At 74.9% G+C, this 21755-nt stretch carries 19 protein-coding genes; 1 reads left to right on the plus strand and 18 read right to left on the minus strand.

Features of this window, described 5'->3' with window-relative positions; genetic code table 11:
* Positions 1-1599: AMP-binding protein (locus tag ACFWXO_RS10670; RefSeq protein WP_380523203.1), on the plus strand; the 1599-nt coding region annotated here is incomplete at its 5' end.
* Here the strand turns inward: ACFWXO_RS10670 and ACFWXO_RS10675 are convergent.
* The 18 genes from ACFWXO_RS10675 to ACFWXO_RS10760 all read right to left on the minus strand — a co-directional run bounded on the left by ACFWXO_RS10675 (position 1553) and on the right by ACFWXO_RS10760 (position 21733).
* Positions 1553-2212, minus strand: a complete 660-nt coding sequence (locus tag ACFWXO_RS10675) for a LuxR C-terminal-related transcriptional regulator (protein ID WP_375887218.1) — start codon at positions 2210-2212, stop codon at positions 1553-1555. The two genes, ACFWXO_RS10670 and ACFWXO_RS10675, sit on opposite strands and share 47 nt — an antisense overlap.
* Before the next feature lie 87 nt (positions 2213-2299).
* Positions 2300-3688 carry an MFS transporter gene (locus tag ACFWXO_RS10680; protein WP_380523222.1) on the minus strand — a complete coding sequence of 463 codons (1389 nt, stop codon included), beginning with the start codon at positions 3686-3688 and terminating at the stop codon, positions 2300-2302.
* Positions 3689-3869: 181 nt separating this feature from the next.
* Positions 3870-5696 carry an AMP-dependent synthetase/ligase gene (locus ACFWXO_RS10685; protein WP_380523204.1) on the minus strand — a complete coding sequence of 609 codons (1827 nt, stop codon included), beginning with the start codon at positions 5694-5696 and terminating at the stop codon, positions 3870-3872.
* A 35-nt stretch (positions 5697-5731) separates the two neighbouring features.
* Positions 5732-7084, minus strand: coding sequence for a cytochrome P450 (locus tag ACFWXO_RS10690; protein WP_380523206.1), 1353 nt, complete (start codon positions 7082-7084; stop codon positions 5732-5734).
* A gap of 45 nt (positions 7085-7129) precedes the next feature.
* On the minus strand, positions 7130-7984 hold the full coding sequence (locus tag ACFWXO_RS10695; RefSeq protein ID WP_380523207.1) for a class I SAM-dependent methyltransferase: 855 nt from the start codon (positions 7982-7984) through the stop codon (positions 7130-7132).
* Entirely contained in the window at positions 7978-8808 is an 831-nt protein-coding gene (locus ACFWXO_RS10700; RefSeq protein WP_375887207.1) for an alpha/beta fold hydrolase, read from the minus strand. The genes ACFWXO_RS10695 and ACFWXO_RS10700 overlap by 7 nt, the downstream gene beginning before the upstream one ends.
* Positions 8805-9461, minus strand: a complete 657-nt coding sequence (locus tag ACFWXO_RS10705) for a LysR substrate-binding domain-containing protein (protein ID WP_375887204.1) — start codon at positions 9459-9461, stop codon at positions 8805-8807. The genes ACFWXO_RS10700 and ACFWXO_RS10705 overlap by 4 nt, the downstream gene beginning before the upstream one ends.
* Positions 9454-10173 (minus strand): DUF6182 family protein, encoded by a 720-nt coding sequence (locus ACFWXO_RS10710; RefSeq protein WP_375887202.1) that lies wholly within the window; start codon positions 10171-10173, stop codon positions 9454-9456. Before ACFWXO_RS10710 ends, ACFWXO_RS10705 begins: the two co-directional genes overlap by 8 nt.
* 32 nt (positions 10174-10205) lie before the next feature.
* On the minus strand, positions 10206-11363 hold the full coding sequence (locus ACFWXO_RS10715; protein WP_375887200.1) for a hypothetical protein: 1158 nt from the start codon (positions 11361-11363) through the stop codon (positions 10206-10208).
* A complete protein-coding gene (locus ACFWXO_RS10720; RefSeq protein WP_380523208.1) occupies positions 11360-12805 on the minus strand; it encodes an FAD-dependent oxidoreductase in 1446 nt (481 codons plus the stop codon). Before ACFWXO_RS10720 ends, ACFWXO_RS10715 begins: the two co-directional genes overlap by 4 nt.
* 1 nt (position 12806) lies before the next feature.
* Entirely contained in the window at positions 12807-13664 is an 858-nt protein-coding gene (locus ACFWXO_RS10725; RefSeq protein WP_380523209.1) for a class I SAM-dependent methyltransferase, read from the minus strand.
* A gap of 51 nt (positions 13665-13715) precedes the next feature.
* Complete coding sequence (locus ACFWXO_RS10730; RefSeq protein WP_380523210.1) at positions 13716-15419, minus strand: GH3 auxin-responsive promoter family protein; 1704 nt, start codon at positions 15417-15419, stop codon at positions 13716-13718.
* Positions 15406-15936 (minus strand): hypothetical protein, encoded by a 531-nt coding sequence (locus tag ACFWXO_RS10735; RefSeq protein ID WP_375887188.1) that lies wholly within the window; start codon positions 15934-15936, stop codon positions 15406-15408. The genes ACFWXO_RS10730 and ACFWXO_RS10735 overlap by 14 nt, the downstream gene beginning before the upstream one ends.
* A 131-nt stretch (positions 15937-16067) precedes the next feature.
* A complete protein-coding gene (locus ACFWXO_RS10740) occupies positions 16068-17300 on the minus strand; it encodes a 3-deoxy-7-phosphoheptulonate synthase (RefSeq protein ID WP_380523211.1) in 1233 nt (410 codons plus the stop codon).
* A gap of 46 nt (positions 17301-17346) precedes the next feature.
* Complete coding sequence (locus tag ACFWXO_RS10745; protein ID WP_380523212.1) at positions 17347-17865, minus strand: hypothetical protein; 519 nt, start codon at positions 17863-17865, stop codon at positions 17347-17349.
* 164 nt (positions 17866-18029) lie between these two features.
* Entirely contained in the window at positions 18030-19241 is a 1212-nt protein-coding gene (locus ACFWXO_RS10750) for an acyltransferase family protein (RefSeq protein WP_380523213.1), read from the minus strand.
* 41 nt (positions 19242-19282) lie between these two features.
* On the minus strand, positions 19283-20635 hold the full coding sequence (locus tag ACFWXO_RS10755) for an aldehyde dehydrogenase family protein (RefSeq protein WP_380523214.1): 1353 nt from the start codon (positions 20633-20635) through the stop codon (positions 19283-19285).
* Positions 20636-21733: a phenazine biosynthesis protein gene (locus ACFWXO_RS10760; protein WP_380523215.1), complete on the minus strand. Its 1098-nt coding sequence runs from the start codon at positions 21731-21733 to the stop codon at positions 20636-20638.
* Positions 21734-21755: the final 22 nt, after the last annotated feature.

Here is a 21755-nt window from a genome sequence, read left to right on the forward strand (position 1 = left end):
CGCGCCCGCGCGCCCCCCCCCCCGCGCGGGTGGGGGGGGGCCGGCGCCCCGGCGCGCGCGGGCGCCCCCCCGCCCCCCCCCCCCCCCCCCCCGGACCGTCCGGCCCTGGTCCAGGACGACACCGTCGTCACCTACGGGCAGCTGTGGGACCGGGCCCGCCAGTACGCCGCGGTGCTGCGCCACCACGGCGTCGGCCCCGGCGACCGGGTGGTCCTGCTCCTGCCCAACTCCCCCCGCTTCCCGGCCGCGTACTACGGGGTCCTGGCCCTGGGCGCGGTCGTGGTGCCGATGAACGCGCAGTCCCGCACCGCCGAGGTGGAGTTCGTCCTCAAGGACTGCGACGCGCGCGCCCTGGTCTGCGAGGGCACCGTCGTCGGGCAGGGCGGGCCGGCCGCCTCGGCCGCCGGGATCGCGCTGTTCACCGTGGCGGACGACCGCTCCGGCGGGATCGACCTGGACGCCCCCCACCCGGGGCAGCCGGTCGACGGGCACGTGGCGGTCGCCCCGGACGACCTGGCGGCGATCCTCTACACCTCGGGCACCACGGGCCGCCCCAAGGGCGCGATGCTCACCCACCGCAACGTCGTCACCAACATCGAGGTGACCGCCGTCTCCCCGTTCGGGGTCCAGGACGACGACGTGCTCTACGGGTGCCTGCCGCTGTCGCACACCTTCGGGCAGGTCTGCGTCATGGGCACCTGCTTCCTGGCCGGCGCCACCCTCGTCCTGGCGCCCCGGTTCGCCGCCGAGCAGGCCCTCCAGGAGATGGCGCGCCACGGCTGCACCGTCTTCATGGGCGTGCCGACCATGTACCACGCGCTGCTGGAGGCGGTGGCCGCGGGCGCGCCCGCGCACCGGCTGCGGCGCGCCTACAGCGGCGGATCCGCCCTGGCCGTGCCCGTCCTCAACCAGGTGCGGACCGTCCTCGGCTGCGAGGTGTACGAGGGGTACGGCCTGACCGAGACCTCGCCCTGCGTCTCGTACAACCACCCGGGGACGCCGCCGCGGCCCGGCACCGTCGGGCTGCCGGTCACCGGCGTGGAGGTGGCCGTCGCCCGCGCCGACCTGGAGGGCCGCGTCGAACTGCTGCCCGTGGGCGAGGTGGGCGAGGTCGTCGTCCGGGGCCACAACGTGATGGCCGGCTACCTCGGCCTGCCGAAGGCCACCGCCGAGGTGCTGGTGGACGGCTGGTTCCGGTCCGGGGACCTCGGGCGCCTGGCACCGGACGGCTACCTCACGCTGGTGGACCGGAAGAAGGACGTGATCATCCAGGGCGGCTACAACGTCTACCCGCGCGAGGTCGAGGACGTGCTGCTGCGCCACCCGGGCGTCGAGCAGATCGCGGTGGTGGGTGTCCCCGATCCGGCCCGCGGCGAACAGGTCTGCGCCGTCGTGGTGCGCCGGGACGGCTTCGGCACCGACCCCGAACTCGTGGACGGACTCGACGAGTTGGCCCGCCGGGAGTTGACCGGCTACAAGCGGCCGCGCCGGGTGGAGTTCGTCGAGCGGCTGCCGCTCGGCCCCAGCGGCAAGGTCCTCAAGCGCGAGCTGGTCACGCTGCTGCTGGCTTCGCCAGCAGGCCGAGTTCCATCGCCCTGACCACGGCGAGGGTGCGGTTGGGGCTGTTGAGCTTGGCGAGGATGTTCCCCATCAGCCGCTTGACACCGTTCTCCGAGATGCCCAGTGCGCGGGCGGCCTGCTTGTTGCTCAGGCCGCCCGCGACCAGTTCCAGGACCTGGGTCTCCCGCGCCGTCAGCGCGACCGCGGGGCCGGGGTCGGCGGGCACCAGCAGGCGCCGCGCCAGGCTCGCCGACACGTGGAAGCGCCCGGCGGACACGTCGGCGACCGCCTCCCGCAGCAGGCTGAGGTGGAGGGCCGACCGGTCCACGAAGCCGTGCACGTGCGGGGCCCAGGCCGGGGTCATCCGCTCCTCGGGGCCGACCAGGACCACCAGCCGCACGTCGTGGTCGCGCAGCCGCCGGGCCGGCGCCGCGTCCGGGGCCTCCGCCAGCTCGGCCGCGGAGGTGAGCAGGAGGTCCGGCGACAGCTTCGGCGCCGCCTCCGCGGCGTCGGCGACGGTCGGGTAGCTGAAGATGCTCGCGATCGACTCCAGGGAGTGCAGCATCCCTTCGAGCCCGTAGCGGTGGATGTCCTTGCGGACCGCCAGGGCCACGGTGAGGCCCGGCGAGGACGGAAGCGTCGGAAGGTGCATGATCTCCTTCTCCTGTGCGTACGAGGGTGGGGCCTCGGGTCGTGCGAGGGTGGCCGCCCCGGACGGGGCGGCCACCCTCCTTGCTTGTCAGGACCGGTCGGTCAGGACCGGCTCGCCCTCGGGCCGGGGAGCGGCCGTCGGGACGCTCTGCGGGACGACGGCCGCGGGGGCCTGCTGCCGCACCAGCCAGAGGCCGGTGAACACGGCGCTCACCAGGGTGACGACCCCGGCGGTGAGGAACGCGGTGTTCAGACCGCTGCTGTAGGAGGCGCCGTGCTCCTGACGCGTGCGCACGATGGCGCCGAGCACCGCGACCCCGAAGACCGCGCCGATCTGCCGCGTGGTGCTGCTGATCCCCGAGGCGAGGCCGCCCTCCTGGACACTGACCGAGGATATGGCCGCCCCGGTCAGCGGGGACATGGTGAGGCCGAAGCCGACACCGGTGACCGCCAGGCGCCACCACACGTTCAGGTACGGCGTGTCCGTGTGCACGGCGGCCATCGTCACCAGCCCGGCCCCGGCCAGGACCAGGCCCACGGTGACGACGCTGCGGAAGCCGAACCGCGCGGCGATCCGGGCGGCGTACGGGCTGCACACCACCATCGCGAGCGTGCACGGCAGCGTCTCCATCGCCGAGCGCAGCACCGAGTGGCCCTGCACGGTGGCGAAGAACTGGGTGAAGAAGAAGCCCGAGCCCATCAGACCGAAGCCGACCACGATCATCGCCGCGTTGGAGACGGTGAACAGCCGCAGCCGGAACAGGCGCAGCGGCAGCATCGGCCTGGCCGAGCGGGCCTCGACGACCAGGAACAGCACCAGCAGGACGACCGACGCGGCGAAGCAGGACAGGATCAGCGGCGCCGTCCAGCCCTTGTCACCGGCCTCGGTGAGCCCGAAGGCCAGCGTGCCGACGACCAGGAGCGCCAGCACCTGGCCGGGCACGTCGAGCGGGGGTGCTTCGGGGTTGCGCCGGTCCGGAAGGATGCGCGCGCCCACGATCAGCGTCACCACGCCGATGGGGATGTTGATCAGGAAGATGGCACGCCAGTCGAAGGCCTGCACCAGCAGGCCGCCGGCCGCGGGCCCGACCGCGAGGCCGATGCCGCTGAACGTGGCCCACTGGCCGATCGCCTTCACCCGGTCCCCCGGTGCGGGGTAGCCGGAGGCGAGCAGCGCGAGGCTGGCGGGGCTGAGCGCCGCGGCCCCGATGCCCTGGAGGATGCGGGCGGCCAGCAGCCAGCCGACCGAGGCGGACAGGCAGCACGCCAGCGAGGCGAGCGTGAACACCGCCATGCCGCCCAGGAAGATGCGCTTGCCGCCGAAGCGGTCCGCGAAGACGCCGCCGGCCAGCAGCAGCATCGCCACCGCGAGCACGTAGGCGTTCACGATCCACTGCAGCCCGGTCAGGGTCGTGTCCAGGCGCTTCTGCATGTCCGGCAGCGCCGCGCTGGTGATGGTGTTGTTGAGGAGGACCATGAACTGCCCGATGCAGGTCACGGCGAGTAGGGCGACCCTGTTGTGGGGACGGATCCCGTCGGACACAGGGGTGGCTCCTTATCGAGAGTCGGGGTTCTGGGACGCGGGGAAGGAAGGGTCGGGGTCGGACGGGTGGTCAGGTGCTCGGGTGCTCGGCCGGTCGGGCGGGGGCGGAGCCGGGTCAGTCCGCGCCGTACATCGACTCGATGGCGTCCGCGTGCAGCTCGGCTATCGCCGTCCGGCGCAGGCTGAGCTTCGGCGTCAGCTCACCGCTCTCCGGCGTCCACGGGCCGGGCAGCAGGCGGTACTTCTTGATCTGTTCGACCCGGGCGAGGACGGCGTTGGCCTCGGCGACGGCCTGGTCGAGGGCGGCCCGGACGGCCGGGTGGCGGGCCGGGTCGGCCAGCTCCGCCGCGTCGACCCCGTTGGCCCGCGCCCAGGTGGGCAGGGCGTCCTCGTCCAGGACGAGCAGCGCGGTGACGTACCGTCGGCGGTCGCCGATGGCGGCGGCCTGGCCGATCAACGGGTGGGCGCGCAGCAGGGATTCCAGTCTGGTCGGGGCGATGTTCTTGCCCCCTGCGGTGATGATCAGCTCCTTCTTGCGGTCGGTGATGGTGACCAGGCCGCGGTCGTCCACGGCGCCGACGTCGCCCGTGGGCAGCCAGCCGTCGGCGTCGGTGGCGGGGTCGAGGCCGCCGTCGGCGCGCAGGTAGCCCGCGCACACCACGGGGCCGCGCAGGAACAGCTCGCCGTCGGCACCGGTCCGGATCTCGATACCGGGCCCCGGACGGCCGACCGCGCCGAGCGCGAAGACCTCCGGCGTACTGACGGTGGCGGCCCCAGTGGTTTCGCTGAGCCCCCACACCTCGTAGACGGAGAGCCCGAGCCCGGCCAGGAACTCGAGCACGGCGGTGGGAATGGGCGCCGCGCCGCTGAGGGCGCGGTGACAGTCGTCGAGCCCGATGGCGGCTCGCAGCGGCTGCAGCACGACATCGTCCAACTTTTCATACTGGGAAGCAAGTTCGTTCGGGACCGACCGCCCGGCCGACCGCAGCCGGTACACCTCGACGGCGGTCTCCCGCGCCTCGTCGACGGCCGCGGCCTCCGCGGGCGGCAGCGCCGCGAGCCGGGCGCGCGCCGCGACCGCCAGCTTCTCCCACACCCGCGGCACGCCGAAGAGCGCGTGCGGGCGCACCGCCCGCAGGGCGGAGGCCAGTTGGGCCGGGTCGTCGCAGATGGTGACGTGGCCCGCGTTACAGATCGGCATGTAGATGCCCAGCACCCGCTCGGCGATGTGCGCCAGCGGCAGGTGGGCGATCGTGCGCGGGTGCGCGGGCACGGGGACGAGGCGGTCCTGCATCATCGACTCGTGGATGACGTTGCGGTGCGAGAGCACCACGCCCTTGGGGTCGCCGGTGGTGCCCGAGGTGTAGACGACGGTCAGGGGCGTGTCGGGCGTCGCGGTGTCGGTCAGCTCGTCGAAGGCGCGCTCGTCGGGCAGTTCGCGGGTCAGCTCGGCGTACGTGACGTACCGCGGGTCACCCGCGGGGACGGCCGCCGGCTCCACCAGCACGACCGCGCGCAGCCCCTGCATCTCCGTCAGCACCGGCTGCCAGCGCCGCAGTTGCTCGGCGCCCTCCAGGACCACGACGGTGGCCGCGCTGTGCCGGGCCACGAAGCGCAGCTGTTCGGTGCTCAGCGTGTCGTAGGGGGTGCAGGCCAACGCGCCGAGGTGGACGGCGGCCAGGTCGGTGATCCAGTGCTCGGGCCGCTTGGACATCGCGATCAGCACCCGCTCGCCGCGGGACAGGCCGAGCCCGGCCAGGCCGTGGGCGAGCGCGGCGGTCTCGGCGCGCAGCTGCGACCAGGTCCGGGTGGTGGCGTCGGGGCCGGTGCCGCCGGTGAGCGCGGGACGGCCGGGGAAGGCGCGGGCGTTGCGGCGCAGCAGCCGGGTGATCGTCAGGTCCCCGGTGTCGACGGACGGTCGGGGCGGTGTCGCCGATGCCACGGCGGGCTCCTTCGGTTGCGGGGGTCGTTCCTGGGTCACTCGGCACCGTCGCGGCCGCGCGGGCGCACCACCAGGGGGAGGCTGCGCGGGTACGGCAGGGAGCTCGTCGCCATCCGGATCCGGGCGCCGGGCGCGATGCGCAGCTGCCAGCGGGCGGCGAGGGTGGCCAGGGCGACGGTCATCGTGGTCGCGGCGAGGTGCTCCCCGATGCAGCGGTGCGCTCCGACGCCCCAGGGGACGTAGGCGCCGGGCGGCGGGGCCTGCTCGGGGTCGGCCGCGGCGCGCTCCGGGTCGAAGCGGTGCGGGTCCGGGTAGACGGCCGGGTTGCGGTGCACGGCGCGCGGGCTGTAGCCGACCTCCGCGCCGGCCGGGACGAGGGTTCCGGCGAGGACGACGTCGTGCCGGGCGCGCCGGGTGGAGAGCATCGGCGCGTGCAGCCGCAGCGTCTCGTCCACGACCTTGCGGGTGTACGAGAGCTCCCTGACCCGGTCGTAGCCGAGCGGCCGACCGTCCAGGACGCGGGCGGCCTCGTCGTGCAGCCGCTGCTGGACCTCGGGCCGGACGGCCGTCTCGAAGACCGCCCAGGTCAGCGTGGTGCTGGTGGTCTCCAGGCCGGCGAAGACCAGGATCAGGGCCTCGCCGCGGATCTCGTGGTCGGTGAAGGGGCGTCCGGTGTCCGGGTGGGTCGCCTTCAGCAGGATGTCGAGCACGTCGGGCACCGGGCCGGGGTTGGCCCGCCGGTCCCGGATCAGCGCGTCGATGACGGCGTGGAAGCGGCCCATGGCGGCCTGGAAGCGCCGGTTGGCTGGGGTCGGCAGGGTCGTCAGGGCCTCGGGGAAGACGGTCCCGGCGAGCAGCTTGCCCGAGATCAGGCTGAGGGTGTGCCGGATGTCGCGCACCACGGCCGGGGCGAGGTCCGCGCCGAACAGGGAGCGCAGCACCACGGCGGCGACGAAGTCGGAGACCTCCTCGTCCGCCCGGACCGGCGTGCCGGGCCGCCAGGCGCCGAAGCGCCGCTGCGCCTCCTCGACGATGGCCCCGGTGTGGTCGCGCACGCTGGTGCGGCTGAACGCGGGCTGGAGGGTGCGCCGCTGGTGCCGGTGGCCCGCGCCGTCGGAGGCGATCGGCGGGTTCCCGAAGTGCCCGGCCAGGACGTCGAAGAAGCGGCCGCGTTCGAAGGCCGCGGTGTCGACCTGGATGCGGTGCACCAGGGCCGGGTCGTTGGCCAGGTACAGGCCGACGGGCCCGAACCCGACCCGCACCAGCGGGTCCCCGGTCCTGGTGGACTCGAAGAAGGACAGCGGCCGGCGCAGCAGTGCGGGCACGTGGCCCAGGACGGGTACCCGGCCGGGGGCCGGCGGGCAGGGGGCGGTGGTGGTCGCTGGCATGGTGCTACGGGCTCCTCGTCGTTGCCTGGGCGGCGGGTTCCGCGGTCAGTGGGAAGCGCCGGGCACGGTGCCGACGGCGAGCACGTTGCCCTCGCTGACGTAGCCGTCGGGGTCGTCCAGCGGGTGGGCGGGGTCGGCCGGGTCGGCGAACCGCCGCCACCCGTCGTCGAGGCCGAGGGCCAGGGCCTGCCCGGCCAGTTGCGCGCACGCGGCCTTGTAGAAGTCCTGGGCGGCGGGGGCCAGGGGGGCGTGGTGCTCGATCAGGACGGTCCGCCCGCGCACCCCGGTGAGCCCGGCGCTCCTGAGGTGCCGCTGGAGCTCGCGGGTGCGCAGGAGTTGCCGGGCGTAGCCGGGGCGCGCGCCCGCGGCGCGGAAGAAGTCGGTGAACAGGTAGGGGTCGGCGGGCCGGGCGGTGATCAGGTGGGCGTCCAGGTCCTTGACCGCGACGGTGCCGCCGGGGCGGACGACCCGGATCAGCTCCGCGAGCGCCCGGTCGAGTTCGTCGTCGTCGAGGTACTGGACGGTGTTGGCGCACCAGACGGCGTCGAAGCCGTCGTCCGGGAAGGGCAGGTCCAGCAGGTCCGCCGTGCGGACCTCGGTGGGGCAGGGCAGCCGCCAGGCGGCCGCGCGCTCGGCGGCGAGCGCGGCGTTCTCCTCGGCCAGGTCGACGGACGTGATCCGGCCGCCGGCGCCGACCAGCGCGGCCAGGTGCGGCAGGAAGTCGCCGGGGCCGCAGCCCGCGTCCAGGACGTGCTGTCCGGGGCGCAGGCCGGCCCGGCCGAGCAGGTCCAGATAGGTCTCCTCGCAGGCGCGGAAGTGCGCGTCGACGATGGCGTGGTGGGTGAAGCCGAGGCCGGTCGAGGAGGTGTGCCCCCAGGCCTCGTGGTCCTCGGTCAGCACGCCCGGGCCCCGCTCCGGGCGTCCGCCGTGGCGTCGACCTCGGCCAGCAGGCCGCGGAGGGCGTCGGTGACCGCCTCGGGGGCCTCCAGGGGCTGGAGGTGGCCCGTGCGGGTGAGGGTGATCAGGCGCCCCTGCGGCAGCGCGTCCGCGACGTACCGGGACTCCTCCGGGGCGACCAGGGCGTCCTGCGCGCCGGCGATCACCAGGGCGGGCACCCGGGCCGCCCGCAGGACGTCGGTGGAGTCGGGGCGGGCCGCGATCGCCCGCTGGGCCCAGGCCAGCGCGGCGGGGTCGGCGGCGCGCGCGTCGGCGAGGACCCGGGCGAGCAGGTCGGGGCGCTCGGCGCAGGTGGAGTCGGCGAGCAGCAGCGGGGTGACCCGCTCCACCAGCACGGGCCGGTGGGCCGGGTCCTGGACCAGTTCCGCGAAGCGGAGCCGCTGGGCGGCGTCCTCGGGGTCGTCGGCGGTGGCGCGGGCGGAGAGCAGGGCGAGCCCGGCGACCCGGTCGGGGTGGCGGCGCAGGAACGCCATCGCCGCGTAGCCGCCCATGGACGATCCGGCCAGGACGACCCGGTCCAGGCCGTGCCCGTCGAGCGTGCGGGCCAGGTCGTCGGCGACCACGTCGAGCGAGGGCGGGGCGTCGCCGAGCGGGGCCGATCCGAAACCGCGCTGGTCGACGGCCAGGACGGTGCGCCCCAGGGCGCGCAGGGCGCGCTCCTGGGCCGCCCACATCGAGGCGTGCAGGGAGAGCGCGTGCAGCAGGACGACGGGCGTGCGGGCGCCGGGCCTACGGGTGGCGGGTGTCCGGGGGGCGGTCACGGTCACCGGGAGGCCTCCGCCTCGGCCGTGGTGATGAACTCCCGCACGTGGTCGTGGACCTCGGCGCCGCGGACCCACGCCAGGGTGACCGGGGCGGGCGGCAGGTCGTGGATCGGCACCACCGCGATGCCGGGCGGCGCGAGGTCGGCGAGCGAGACCAGCGAGATGTGCACGGCGTCGCCGGCGGCGACCGTGCGCATCATCTCCGGGACGGTGCGCACCCGGCGCACCCGGCGGATGGGCCGCCCGGCGGGCGTGCGCGCCGGGACCACGTCGTCCCACACGTACGCGGGGAAGTCCCCGGGCGGGGCGAAGGCGTCGTAGTCGGCGAGCTCCTCGATGGAGACCGACGCCCGGCCGGCCAGCGGGTGCCCGGAGCCGACGACCACCGCGCGGGCGTCCTCGGTGAGCACCCGGCTGGTGACCAGGTCGGGTTCGTGGATGCCGAACTTCACGATCATCACGTCGAGTTCGCCCGCCCGGACGCCGCGGAACGGGTCGGCGATGTCGTACTCGACCAGCCGCACGTCGGCCCGCTCACGGCCGGCGAGCCGGACGATGCGGTCCACCACCTCGGTGGAGCCGTGGTAGCCGAACCGGACGGTCGGGGGGTTCCCGGCCGTCGGGATCCGCTCGGGGGTGGGGGTCTGCTCAGGCAACGCGTGCCTCCTCGGTCAGTCCGGCGGCCGCCTTGAGCCGTCCGGGAAGGTGCTTCTCGGTGGTCACGCGCACGGTGACCAGGTGCGCGGGGGCCCCGACGATCCGGGGCACCTGGTGCACCACCAGGTGGTCGCCGGGCGCGATGTGGCCGTCCAGGACGGCTTCCGCCAGCACGTGGTTGACGTGCACCAGGGCCTCCGAGATGGTGCACTCCGCGGTGGCGACGTACAGGTCGCGGCGGGCCCGCGGCCGGCCCGGCGGGTGGGGCCCGCCGGGGATCTCGACCAGGGTGTCCGGCCGGTCCGGCAGCCGGGCGGGCGCGTCGAAGGCCTTGAGCAGCCTGCGCAGCGCGGAGGTCCGGGCGGCGGGCCCGGGCGCGGTCCAGGCCGCGGAGCCGTCGGCGGCGGTGTGCGCGAAGCGGAACCGCTCGCGCAACTGCTCCGGGTTGCCGGCGAGGAAGACGGTGCGGGTGAAGGAGGTCCGCCAGTCCGCCGCCTGCCGGGGTTCGACGCCGAGGGCGAAGACGCAGGTGTCGCGCACCCACCGGGCCAGGTCGAAGGCCTTGAGCACCACCACGACCGAACTGCCCGTGTCGCCCTCCGCGGTGATGTCGCCGCGGGCGGCGGTCAGGCCGTCGTACGAGGTCAGGTCGTGCCGGGCGGCGAGGTCGGGACGGGCCGCGCGGATCCGCATCGCCTCCTGTTCGCGCAAGCAGTCCTGCGTGGTGGAGGCGGCCCCGGCGCTCACAGGAACACCGCCCGCAGCAGGTCCTCGGCGGGCGCGGCGCGGCGCCTGCCGAGGAGGTGGGAGGTCAGCCGGTAGGGGTTGACGTACACGTGGTCCTTCCGGTGCTGTGCCAGCTGCTCCCGGAGCGCCGCGGCGTCCGCCTCCGGACCGGCCTCCTCCAGCAGGCGTTCGGCCCGCCGGAGGCACTGCGCCAGCAGGTCGGAGCGGAACGACTGCTGCCGGCCGGGGCCGAGCACGGCGATGAAGTACAGCCGCATGCCCAGGCGTACGGCGTCCTCGTGGTGCTCGGCGCGGGCGGCGTCGATCAGCGTCCCGGCGTGCAGCCCCCGCCAGCCGCCCTGCCGCGCGGAGCGGATCCGGCCCTCGATGGGCACCCGGCCGACCGGCACCCGCCGCACGCGCGGGCCGAACTCGCTCAGCACCCGCTCCAACTGCTGGTAGTCGGAGTCGAGTTCGTGGTCGTAGAGGAGCACCAGCTCGTCGAAGTCCGGGGCGAGCGGGATGAGTTCCCGCAGGGCGCAGGCCAGGTAGTTCGGCCGCCCGTCCGCGGTGACCAGCCGGCGCAGCGGCAGTCCGAAGCGGGTGAGGTCCAGGTAGACGGGGCCGCCGACCTCGCGCTGGTCCAGGCACATGCCGAGCGCGGTGAGCCGGTCGAGGACGGCGTCCAGGCCCAGGCCGGGCGGCTGGTGCCGCAGCAGTCCCGGGTCGTGCAGGCCGAGGGCCGCGTAGTGCCCGGACCACAGCTGGAGGACGCGGGTGCCCACCGGGTGCACCCAGCCGCGTTCGACCGCCTCGGCGTACGGGAGCAGGGCCTGCGCGGGGGCGCGCTCGGCCGCGCGGAAGGCGACGTACAGCTCGCCGATCCGCTCCTCGGTGAGGTCGCCGTAGTCGGTGGCGCCCCGGCTGCGGTCGAGGAACTCCCAGAAGCCCAGGGTCTGTTCGGTGGCATGGTAGGTGGTGTGGCTGTAGCGGTAGGCGACGTCCGCGAGGGGGCGGGTGGCCCGGTACATCACGTCCGTCCACAGCAGCCCCTTGAGGTGGCTCGGCGTGAGCGGCTTGGACGGGGTGATGGTGACGGGCGCGAGGAGCACCCGGGGGCGGTCCGCCGCGTCCGGTCGCGGGCGGGGGCCCGCCACCGGGAGGGTCGTCGTCATGCGCGAGTCCCTTCTGTCGCGGTGACCCGGCGCAGGAGCTCGTCCCGGCCGGGCGGCGGGGTCGGCGCGGGGCCGGCGGGGGCCGCCTGCCGGACCCGGGCCAGGAACTTGTCGTCGGCGAACAGCTGCGCGGGCGTGCGCAGGGTCATCAGCATCCGGGTGAGCCCCCGCCAGACCGTGCCGTCGGTGCGGGCCGCGGCGGCGATCTCCGCGCCGGAGGGCAGCCCGCCGGTGGGCGGCACCGGCACGGCGGGGCGGCCGTCGACGGCGGCCTGCCAGCGGGCGCTGCGCAGCCGGTCGGCCCCGGCGGCCTGCTCGTACCAGGGCAGGAACAGCTCGTGGGTCATCCGGGCGACGGCCAGGCGCTGCGCGGCGTCGACGTCGGGCTGCTCGGCCAGCAGGTCCGCGAGCCGGAAGGCGTGGTCGAGGGCGAGCGACATGCCGCGGCCGAAGAGCGGGTTGGTGATGCAGGCGGCGTCGCCGACCTGGAAGAGGCCCGGGACGGGGACCTGCCGCGGGCCGGCCGCCCCGCGCAGGGTGTTGGGCGGGCTGGAGATGACCCGTACCGGCGAGATCGGGGAGCTGACGCCCTCCTCCAGCCAGGGGGCGAGGCCCGGGGTGGCGCGGGCGGCCGCGGTGAACCCGGTGCGGGTGCGCAGGCCGGCCTGGAGGACGCGGTCGCCCGGCAGGGAGCCGAGGGCGATGGAGAAGGTGCCGTCGTCGCCGGGGTGCAGCACGCCCGCGTAGTGGTCGTAGACGTCCCCGACGCCGTGGCCGCGGTTGAGCGGCCCCGGCAGGGCGCGGCCCCGCAGCCGGTAGAAGCGGGTGTGGCCGACCAGCCCGGACGCGCTGGTGCGGTCGGCGGTCACCGGGATGCCGGCGTCGTGCAGCCAGCGGCGGGACAGCGCCCGGCGCCCGGTCGCGTCCACCACGATGTCGGCGCGCACCCGCTCGCCCGCGCCGGTGACGACGGCCGCCACGCCCCGGTGCCCGGGGTGGAGTTCGAGGCCGGTGACGGTGGTGTCGTGCCGGACGGTGACGTCGGGCGTGTCGCTGACCGTCCGGTGCAGCAGCAGCTCCAGGGTGGAGCGGCGGCAGCCGAGCGCGACCAGGTCGCCGTCGCCGGGCTCCGGGGCGCTGTCGGCGGCGTCGGCGGGCAGCGCCCGGGTGAGGTCGAGGACCGTCGCGCCCGCGGCCCCGGCGTCGGCCAGCAGCCGCGGTGCGCGCTCGCGCAGGACGCGGACGCCGAGCGAGGTGAGGGTGTGCGACTGGAGGCCCTGGGGCGCGGTCGGGCGCCGCCACCCGGAGCCGGGATCCGCGGTGGACCACTGCGGCGGTCCCGGGGCGCGCTCCAGGACCAGCACGCGGTACCCGGTCCCGGACAGGGCGAGCGCGCTCGCCAGCCCGGCGACGCTTCCGCCGACGATCACTGCGGTCGGCATGTCAGCGCCGCCGCCCGTGGACGAAGAAGACCCGCCGCACGTCGCGCTCGCTGCGCGGCGGCACCGGGTCGGGCCAGCGCCCGAAGTCGGCGCCCGCCTCGCCGGGCTGGGTCGCCCGCACGTCGAAGCCGTGCCGGTCGAAGAGCTCCTCCGGCTCGTCCGTGCCGAACAGCCAGGGGCAGCCCCAGCCGCTGAACACGTCGAGCAGGCCGCGCATGTGGGGCAGGGTCAGGGCGGCCGCGTTGACGATGTCGGCGGCGATCCGGCTGCCGGGGGCCGAGATCGCGGCCACCCGCTCCAGGACGCGGTGGGCGTCGGGCGCGGGGACGTAGTAGAGGAGCCCTTCGAGCAGCCAGGTGGAGGGGACGGCGGGGTCGTACCCGGCGGTCTCCAGACGGGCCTCCCAGTCGGGCTCGGTGAGGTCGACGGCGACCGTCCGGTGGTCGGCGCGCGGCTCGGTCGCCCCGAGCCGCTCGGCCTTGTGGGCGAGCACGGCCGGCCGGTCGACCTCGAACCAGCGCACCCGCTCGGGCCAGTCCAGCCGGTAGGCGCGGGAGTCCATGCCGGCCGGGGCCAGCACGATCTGGGTGGTGTCCTGGTCCTCGGCCACCGCCCGGAGGTAGTCGTCGAAGAACCGGGTGCGGATCGCGTTGTAGTCGGGGGTGCTCGGGACGGTGCGCTCGCGGCCCGGCGGGAAGGTCGCGCGGATCACCTCGGCGAGCAGTTCGGGACCGATGTCCCCGGCGAGGGCGGCGGCGTACGGGTCCTCGTACAGCCGGTCCGGGCGCTTGCTCTCGGCGGCGCGCAGGGCTGCGGTGAGGAGCGCGGTGCGTTCGACGGCGTCCAGTGAAGCGGTCATGTCGGTCCTCCGGTTGGTGGGTGCGCAGGCCCGCGGCGGCTCGTCGCCGGCTCAGGGGGCTGCTGTGCCGTGTCCTTCGGGGCCCTGTCCGGTCAGCCGGGCCCACTCCTGCGGGTCCTGTCTGAACAGCCGGTCCTTGACCTGGGTGGGGCGGATGCCGCTCTCGACCCGGGCCTGCCAGTCGCGCAGGAAGGCGTCGGGGTCGAGCCCCAGGAGGGTCGGGGCGGCCAGCCGGCCCCGGCCGCGCGCCGTGCGGTAGTCGGCCGACTGCCGCTGGAGGGCCCGGTCGAGGAGGTCGGTGAAGCGCTCGGACTCCTCCGGGCGCCACGGGGTGCGCGGGGCGACGGCGAACTCGTAGCCCGGGGAGCGGTGCGGGGCTCCGGCGACCCGGCAGGCGACGTTGCGCAGTTCGAGGCCGGTGGCGTCCAGCGCGCCGTGCAGCGCCCTGGTCACCTGGGCGTCGCGCAGCCGCTCACCGGCGTGGTCGGAGCGGTTCGCCCGGCCGGCGTACTCCAGGCGCGGCACGCCGTCCTGGTGGTCGACGACCCGGACGACGTCGCCCACCGCGTACCGGTAGAGCCCGCCGACGTGGCTGAACACCACGTGGTAGTCGCGGTCCGGCTCCAGTTCGTGCGGCCGGAGGGTGGCGGTGTCGGGGCCGAGGTCCCGGTCGGCGTCGGCGAACTCGTACACCGCGGCGTTCGCCACCAGGCTGCCCGCCCGGCCGTGCCGGTCGAGGGCGACGCCCACCGGGCCCTCGGAGGCGGCCACGGGGGCGGGCAGGGCCACCACGCCGGGGCCGTACTCCTCGCGCAGCCGCGGGAGGTACAGCGAGGCCACCCCGGTGGTCCAGCAGAACAGGGCGCGCATCCGGGGCCAGACGTGGCACGGGCGCACGGTGCCGTGCCGGTCGGCGAGGCGCTCCAGTTCGGCGGCCCGGGCGGGGTCGGGGGCGCGGTGCGGCAGGCCGCCGAGGGTGCCGTCCCGGACCTCCCGGACGATCCGGGGCCACCACAGGTTCAGCTGGTACGGCAGGGCGGCGACCATCGCCGGGTTGATGCCGATGACGCAGCGGACGTCGCTCTCCACCGCGAGGCGCAGCCGCAGGTACATCTTCTCCGCGTGCCGGTCCGCCGCGACGGGCACCGGGAGGGTCGCCCAGGGGGCGCCGGTGCCGGGCTCCGCGGACAGCGGCTCCCCGAAGGCGGTCCCGAAGTCGACCTGGCTGGCGCCGACGTGGGGGCGCCCGGAGGCCGTGGTGGGCGGGGCCGCGACGGGGTCGTGCTTGAGGTTCAGCACCGCCCCGGGGGACTCCAGGACCTCCGGGAAGTGCTCGATGAGCGGCGCCCACGCGGCGTAGTAGAAGGGGAAGAAGGTGGTGCGCATGAAGCGGGGGGTGACCGGGATCTTCTTGTGGGCGCCGGTGCTGCCGCTGCTGGTGAAGAACACGGCGGGGTGGTCGGCGGTCAGGACGTTCCGCTCGCCGGCCGCGGCCCGTTCGATCCACGGTTCGAGGTCGGCGTAGGTCTGCACCGGGACGGCCCCGCGGTACTCGTCGAGGGTGCGGATCCGGGCGAAGCCGTGCCGCTTCCCGTACTCCGTGCCCGCGTTGAACTCCAGCAGGTCGGTCAGCACCTGCCGCTGGCTCCCGGCCGGGTCGGTGAACGCGGCCCGCAGGCCCCGCCGTTCGGCGAACACCCGCTCGCGGTAGCGCCGCAGCCGGACGGGGTCGGACCAGGCCTCAGCAGAACTCATAGGTGACCACCTCCCGGATCGCGGCCGCGGTGAGCTCCGGGCGGTCCAGTTCCTCGATGACGGTGACCGGCAGGTCCTGGATCTCGTCCCGCATGACCTTGGCCAGGTCGCTCTGGTACCGCCGGAAGCCGGCCGGGTCCGGCTGCGGGCCGTAGTGCTCCAGGACGTTGAGGTCGGCGCCCTGCCGGCTGCGCTCCCAGGTCGTCCCGGGCGGCACGTCGAGGTAGACCACCCGGATCGGCCGGGGGAAGGTGCGCCACCAGTCGAGCAGGGGGCTGTCCCCCGCTCCGGCGAGGCGGCACTTGGCCAGCAGCTTGTAGTAGTAGGAGTCGACGACGACGGGGGTCCCGGCGTCGGCGCGCAGCAGTTGGTCGCGCAGGTGGACGACGGCGGTCTGCACGAGCGTGGCGAAGAAGTCCGGGGACCAGACGCCCGGGTGCGGCGCCACGTCCTTGACGACGTTGCGGCGCAGCCGGCCGATGAGCTCGTGCTCGGGGGCGAGCCGGGTGTCGTCCACGGAGAGGAACTGCCACCGGGGCTCGGTCCGGGCGAGTCGGTCGAGGGCCGAGGACTTGCCGGAGTAGTCGGGGCCGAGGAGGACGCAGAAGGGCGGGTGCCCGCCGTCGAAGTCGATGGGAGTCCTCCTCGCTACAGGGCCGACAGGAAGGCGTCGACGGCCAGGGAGGCCTGCACCGGGTTGAGCCGGGGGTCGCAGAGGCTGGTGTAGCGCGCCGTCAGGGCCGCCTCGTCCGGCACGTTCGCGCCCACGCACTCGGTGACGTCGTCGGCGGCGGTCTCCAGGTGCAGGCCGCCGGGGCGGATCCCGACGCCGCGCAGGGCGGAGACGAAGCCCCGGATCTCGTCGCAGACGTCGTCCAGGCGCCGGGTCTTGATGCCGTTCGAGGCCTTGTAGGTGTTGCCGTGCATCGGGTCGCAGAGCCAGACGACGGGGTGTCCGGCGTTCTTGACGGCCTGGGCGAGGGCCGGCAGGCGGGTGCGCACGTCGTCCTTGCCGAACCGGGAGATCAGCGTCAGCCGGCCGGGCTCGCGCTCGGGGTCGAGGCGCCCGACCACGTCGAGCAGGTCCTGCACCTCGGCCTTGCCGCTCACCTTGCAGGCCACCGGGTTCATCACGTCGGCCAGCAGGCGCACGTGCGCGCCCTCGCTGTGCCGGGTGCGCTCGCCGATCCACGGGAGGTGGGTGGAGCCCAGGAACCAGCCGCCCGCGGACTCGTCGAACCGCACCAGGGCCGTCTCGTAGTCCATCACCAGGGCTTCGTGGCTGATCCAGGTGCGCCGTCCGATCGCCGGACTGCGGTCGTGCCGCCCCTCGATGGCGTCGGCCACCGTCTTGGCGGCCCGGTAGGCGCGCAGCATGCGCTCGGGGTCGTGTCTGCGGGCCGCCGCGTCCGGGGCCTCGGAGTTGACGATGTGGCCGCGGAAGGCCGGCAGCGGGCGGCCGTCGACGTCCTCGGTGGGCGCGGACCGGGGCTTGGCGAACTGGCCCGCGATCCGGCCGATCCGGACGACCGGGATCCCGGTCGAGACCGCGACGGTGTCGGCGAGGCGCACGAGGGCGCGCTCCTTGCGGACCGCGTGCTCGGCCGTGCACTCCGCGAAGTCCTCCGCGCAGTCGCCGGCCTGGAGCACGTGGGCGTCGCCGGCCGCGACGCCGGCCAGCTCGCGGCGCAGCTGGAGCAGGTCGGGCAGCCGGGTGAGGACGGGACGGCCGGAGAGGTCGGCGCAGACCTCGTCGCGCCGGGCCGGATCGGCCCAGGACGGCTGCTGGGCCGCCCGGTAGAAGCGCCAGCCGGTCTGGTCTCCGGCGTGCGAGTGCGGGGTGCGGGCCGCCTGTTCGGCGGTCGCGAGAGCCTGGGGCATGACAGTTCCTTCGCTGTGGTGAAGGGCGATCAGGCGGTGACGGGTCTCAGTCGTTCGCGAGCTGGACCATGTGCGGGTTGAACTGCTCGTGCACGTAGGCCTGTCCGCCGGCGGCGTAGTGGATGACGTACTCCTTGAAGGCGGAGTCCACCCACTGCTCGGTGAGGCTGTCCCGCCAGCGCATGAGTCCGGTGGACAGCTGTTCGCGGTGCTGGTGCACCTGCTGGTCGCGGAGCTGGAGGCCGATCGGGGTGAGCGCGTCGGGCACGCCCATCCGGCTGCGGGCGGCCCCGTCGAACACCACCCGGTTGATGCTGACCACCTCCTGCTCGGGGGTCACCAGGCAGGAGCGGCGCTCCAGGACGACGGCGGTGTCCGCGAGTCCGAGCGCGGAGCGGATGCCGTCCGGGAGGCGGCCGGCCGGGGTGTCGCCCTGGGCGTCGACCCGGATCGACAGGTCGTGGCCGGTGAGGGCTTGCAGGAGCAGGGTGGTGGAACCGTCGCAGGCCAGCAGCATCCGGGTGCTGGCGCTCAGTTCGGCGGTCGGCTGGAGGGGGCTCATCATCGGTCTCCTGGGCTGTTGTCGGTCTGCCGGAGGGGGGAGCGTCCTGCGGTCGCGCCGGGGCGAGGGGAAGGGAAGGGCGGGGAAGGGAAGGGCGGGGAAGGGAGGGGGTGGCCGCGCCGGGGGGCGTGGCGCGACCACCCCGGTTCAGGGGGGTGGCGCGGGCGTCAGTGCGTCCGCACCGCTTCGGCCGGCCGGCCGTCGGGCTCGGCGCTGCCGGCGCTGCCGGCACCGCCCGCGGCGCCGCTCGGCTGCGACGGACGGCTGCGCGCGAAGCGCTTCATCAGCGGCTGCTCGACGCCGATGAACAGCAGCCAGGAGAAGAAGACGCTGATCAGCACTTCACTGGCGAGGATCCCGGCCGCGACCGGGGCGCTGTGCGACGCGCTGAGGCCGAAGCGGTCGACGAAGACGTGCACGGTGATGTCGTGGACCAGGTAGAAGGCGAACGAGACCTCACCGAGCCAGACGAAGACCCGCTTGCGCAGGAACGAGGGCCGGCCCGCGATGTCGGTGCTGGCCATCGCGGCGATCAGCAGGGCGACCGGGATCAGCGTCACCGCGCTCATCGCGTACAGCCACGGCACCCACTTCAGCTCGACCACGTAGGCGACGGCGACCAGCGCCAGCGCCGGCAGGACCGGGAACTTGATCCAACGGCCGGTCATGACGATCCGGGCCATCAGGATGCCCACCGCGAACTCCAGGATCCGGAACGGCGGCAGCTGCCACACGAACCAGTACTGCCACACCGAGGCCTCGAACTTCAGCGGCATGGCCGGGGAGTCCGGCAGGACCGCGTACGCGACGGCGGGGACGGCGACCACGGCGGCGGCCAGGATGCCCACCCACAGCCACAGCCGCTCCGGCCGGATCCGCTGGATCGCCCGGTGCAGCAGCGGGAAGCACAGGTAGAAGACGGCCTCGACGGAGAGCGACCAGGCGGGCGGGTTGATGCTCTGGAAGACCTTGGCGTCCGGGATCCAGGTGTGCAGCAGGAAGAGGTTGGAGATCCCCGCCGTCCAGGTGGCCTTCATGTAGGCGAACAGCGCCAGCGCGATGAAGAAGGTCACCACGTGGTTCGGGTAGATCTTCATGAACCGGCGCCGCCAGAACTGCCGGGGCCTGTCCCCCGGGCGGGCCGACCAGGTCAGCACGAAGCCGCTGAGGACGAAGAAGAACCCGACGCCCAGCCAGCCCGCCTTGCTGACGGCATGCGTGACGGATACGGCGGTGCCGCCCGTGAACGGCGTGTACGGCGGCAGGGTCGAGTGGAAGAGGAAGACCATGAACGCGGCGAAGAACCGCATGCCGGTCAGGGAGGGCAGCCGTGCGAAGCGCGCGGACGCGGGCACGGGTGTCCCGGTCGGACTGGACATGGTGAAGACTCCCGACGGTGGGGTGGGGGACGGCGACCGGGTCACCCGGCCGGTGTGACTACGCCCTTGGCGTCCAGCAGGAATTCGGTGTAGTTGCCGTCGTGCGGCATGCCCGGCACCAGCTCCCAGGGGAGGACGGCGCCGTCGGTGATCTTCCGGACGGCCGGGTCGAGCAGCGCCTGTCCGGTGATCGCGGCGTTCTCGGTCAGCAGGTTGAGCACCAGCGCGGGCCGCAGCGGGGCGATGCCGTCGGCCGGGCTCCAGGGGGCGACCACGACGAACGGGAAGGCCAGCTCGGTGCCGACGGCCGGGTGGTCCGCGCGGTCGGCGGCGAGGACCACGGGGCGCGGCAGGAAGGAGCCGTCGCCGAGGTCGACCAGGAAGTCCTCACCGTACAACGGCGTGCTGTGGTCGGTGAGTTCGGTGGCCAGCTTGGCCATCTGCCGGCGCAGCCCGTCGGCGCGCTCGCGCCCGACGACGAGCAGCACGCTCTCCGGGTCGGCGGCGGGCAGCACCGGCAGGTGCGCCAGCCGTCCGGCCAGGGCGGCCGCGGTGTCGTGGACGTCGTTGCTGGTCAGGACGGCCGAGAGGTTGGTGCAGCGGGTCCCGCCGTCGAAGGCCGCACTGGTGGCCAGGTGGTCCAGCAGGGCGTCGGTCAGCGGCAGGTCCAGCAGGGCCCGGGAGCGCCCCGGGCCGCGGGTGGCGACCCGGGCGCGGTCGCTCCAGTCGCTCACCGCCTGCTCGTTGCCGTAGATGATGCCGCGGTCGGCGGCGTTCAGCAGGAACGAGCCGACGGCGTGCGGGCTGGGCAGCAGGGCCAGCTTCTCCGGCGCCAGCCCGGCCGCCAGCAGGGCGGCCGCCAGCCGGCGCGGGGTGAACGGGTCGCGGCTGCCGGGCCGCACGACGACGCTGTAGCCGTGGTGCAGCGGCTGCACCCAAGTGGCGTGCGGCAGCGGGTGGTTGCTGGCCATCACGGCGGTGAAGAGCCGGCCCGCCGGCGCCCGGTGGACGCGGTGGGTCGGCGTCAGCCGGGCGGCGGGCAGCTCCGCCGCGGTGGTGGCGGGCAGTTCCTCGATCTCGGCGGCCATGTCCGCCAGGCCGCGCCGGACGGTGGTGGAGGCGAGGCCGGTGCCGCGCACGGTGTGGCGCACGTACGCGTCGGCGCTCTCGCCGTCCAGTTCGGCGGTGGCGAACAGCCGCGCGGCCGTGCGGAACACCTCCGGCTCGGGGGGCAGGCCGTCGGCGTCGCGGCGCAGCCGGTTGACGGCGGCCTGGGCGGCGAGCCGGGGGGCGAGGCCGACGTCCGCGAGCGGTTCGCCGTGCACGTCGGTCAGGACGGTGCGGTCGGCGCTCGGCCGGTGCTCACCGGCGACCAGCGGGTCGATGACGAGCACTCAGTACACCCCCTCGACGACGTCGGCGTCCTCGAAGGTCGCCACGCTGGTCACCTCCGCGAGGCCGTCGACGCCGCCGTCCGAGGTCGGCCGGACCCGCACGGCGGTGTCCCGCTCCAGCACGTTGGGCAGGAACATCTCCTCGCTGACCAGGTGCAGTCTGACCCGGCCGCGCTCGCCGTAGCCGACCGGCTCGCCGTCCTCGTCCACCAGGTCCAGGCGGGTGGTCTCGGCGAAGGGCTCGAAGACGCAGGCGTGGACGTCCTCGGGCGTCCGGACCCGCTGCGGGGCCACGCCCATCAGGCTGTTCCCGTAGATCCCCACCAGGCGGGCGTCGGGGAAGAAGTCCTCCCGCACCACGCGCAGGCTCTCCGGGCTGAACGAGGTGCCGGCCCAGATGATCGCCCCGACCCGGGAGGCCACCAGTTCGTGCAGCTCCGGCCGGGCGCAGATGGCCTCGATCAGCGGGGGCGTGGTGCTCAGCACCCGCACCGGCTGGCTCAGCAGGACCTCGCGGGCCTGGTCGAGGAGGTGGTCGATGTAGTCGTCGGCCTCCTGCTGCCGGCCGGAGCCGAGCAGGCGCTTGACCCAGCGCGGGTCGAGGTCGACGGTGTAGCACAGGCCGCCGGCGGGCTCGGCGTAGCGGGAGGTGTCGAAGGCCACCACGTGCGGGCCGGTGGGGCCCAGGTGCAGCCAGTCGCCGGTCGCGGGCACGCCGTGCTCGGTCAGCAGCCGCCTGGTCCAGGCGCCCATCCGGGAGCGGTAGTTGCCGTCGACGATCCGCTTGGGGGCGCCGGTGGTGCCGCCGGACTCGTAGACCCGGAAGACCTGGCCGGGTGCGGCGCCCCGGGGTATCAGGTCGGCCGCCGGGACGGTGCGCAGTTCGCGGCTGACGTCGGGGAAGCGGAGCAGGTCGGCCGCGCCGGCGACATCGGTGCGCGGGTCGAAGCCCAGGTCCGCGCGGCGGGCGAGCCAGAACGGCGAGCCGGTGCGGTCGTCGAAGTGCCAGGCCATCAGGGCGCGGACGTGGGCGTCGAAGTCGGCCGCCCCGAGGGGTGGGCGGTGCGGGTCGGGCAGGGGGGCGGGGGTGCTGGTCACGCGTTCGTCCCTTCGGAGCGGT

The organism is Kitasatospora sp. NPDC059088, assembly GCF_042738155.1.
In the GTDB taxonomy this organism is placed as follows: Bacteria; Actinomycetota; Actinomycetes; order Streptomycetales; family Streptomycetaceae; genus Kitasatospora.

Bases quoted from the DNA above. Each gene is read 5' to 3' on its own strand.
- ACFWXO_RS10675 (WP_375887218.1), bottom strand. From the start codon at position 2,212: ATGCACCTTCCGACGCTTCCGTCCTCGCCGGGCCTCACCGTGGCCCTG.
- ACFWXO_RS10740 (WP_380523211.1), bottom strand. From the start codon at position 17,300: ATGCCCCAGGCTCTCGCGACCGCCGAACAGGCGGCCCGCACCCCGCAC.
- ACFWXO_RS10720 (WP_380523208.1), bottom strand. From the start codon at position 12,805: ATGCCGACCGCAGTGATCGTCGGCGGAAGCGTCGCCGGGCTGGCGAGC.
- ACFWXO_RS10680 (WP_380523222.1), bottom strand. From the start codon at position 3,688: ATGGTCCTCCTCAACAACACCATCACCAGCGCGGCGCTGCCGGACATG.
- ACFWXO_RS10750 (WP_380523213.1), bottom strand. From the start codon at position 19,241: ATGTCCAGTCCGACCGGGACACCCGTGCCCGCGTCCGCGCGCTTCGCA.
- ACFWXO_RS10745 (WP_380523212.1), bottom strand. From the start codon at position 17,865: ATGATGAGCCCCCTCCAGCCGACCGCCGAACTGAGCGCCAGCACCCGG.
- ACFWXO_RS10715 (WP_375887200.1), bottom strand. From the start codon at position 11,363: ATGACGACGACCCTCCCGGTGGCGGGCCCCCGCCCGCGACCGGACGCG.
- ACFWXO_RS10690 (WP_380523206.1), bottom strand. From the start codon at position 7,084: ATGCCAGCGACCACCACCGCCCCCTGCCCGCCGGCCCCCGGCCGGGTA.
- ACFWXO_RS10730 (WP_380523210.1), bottom strand. From the start codon at position 15,419: ATGAGTTCTGCTGAGGCCTGGTCCGACCCCGTCCGGCTGCGGCGCTAC.
- ACFWXO_RS10725 (WP_380523209.1), bottom strand. From the start codon at position 13,664: ATGACCGCTTCACTGGACGCCGTCGAACGCACCGCGCTCCTCACCGCA.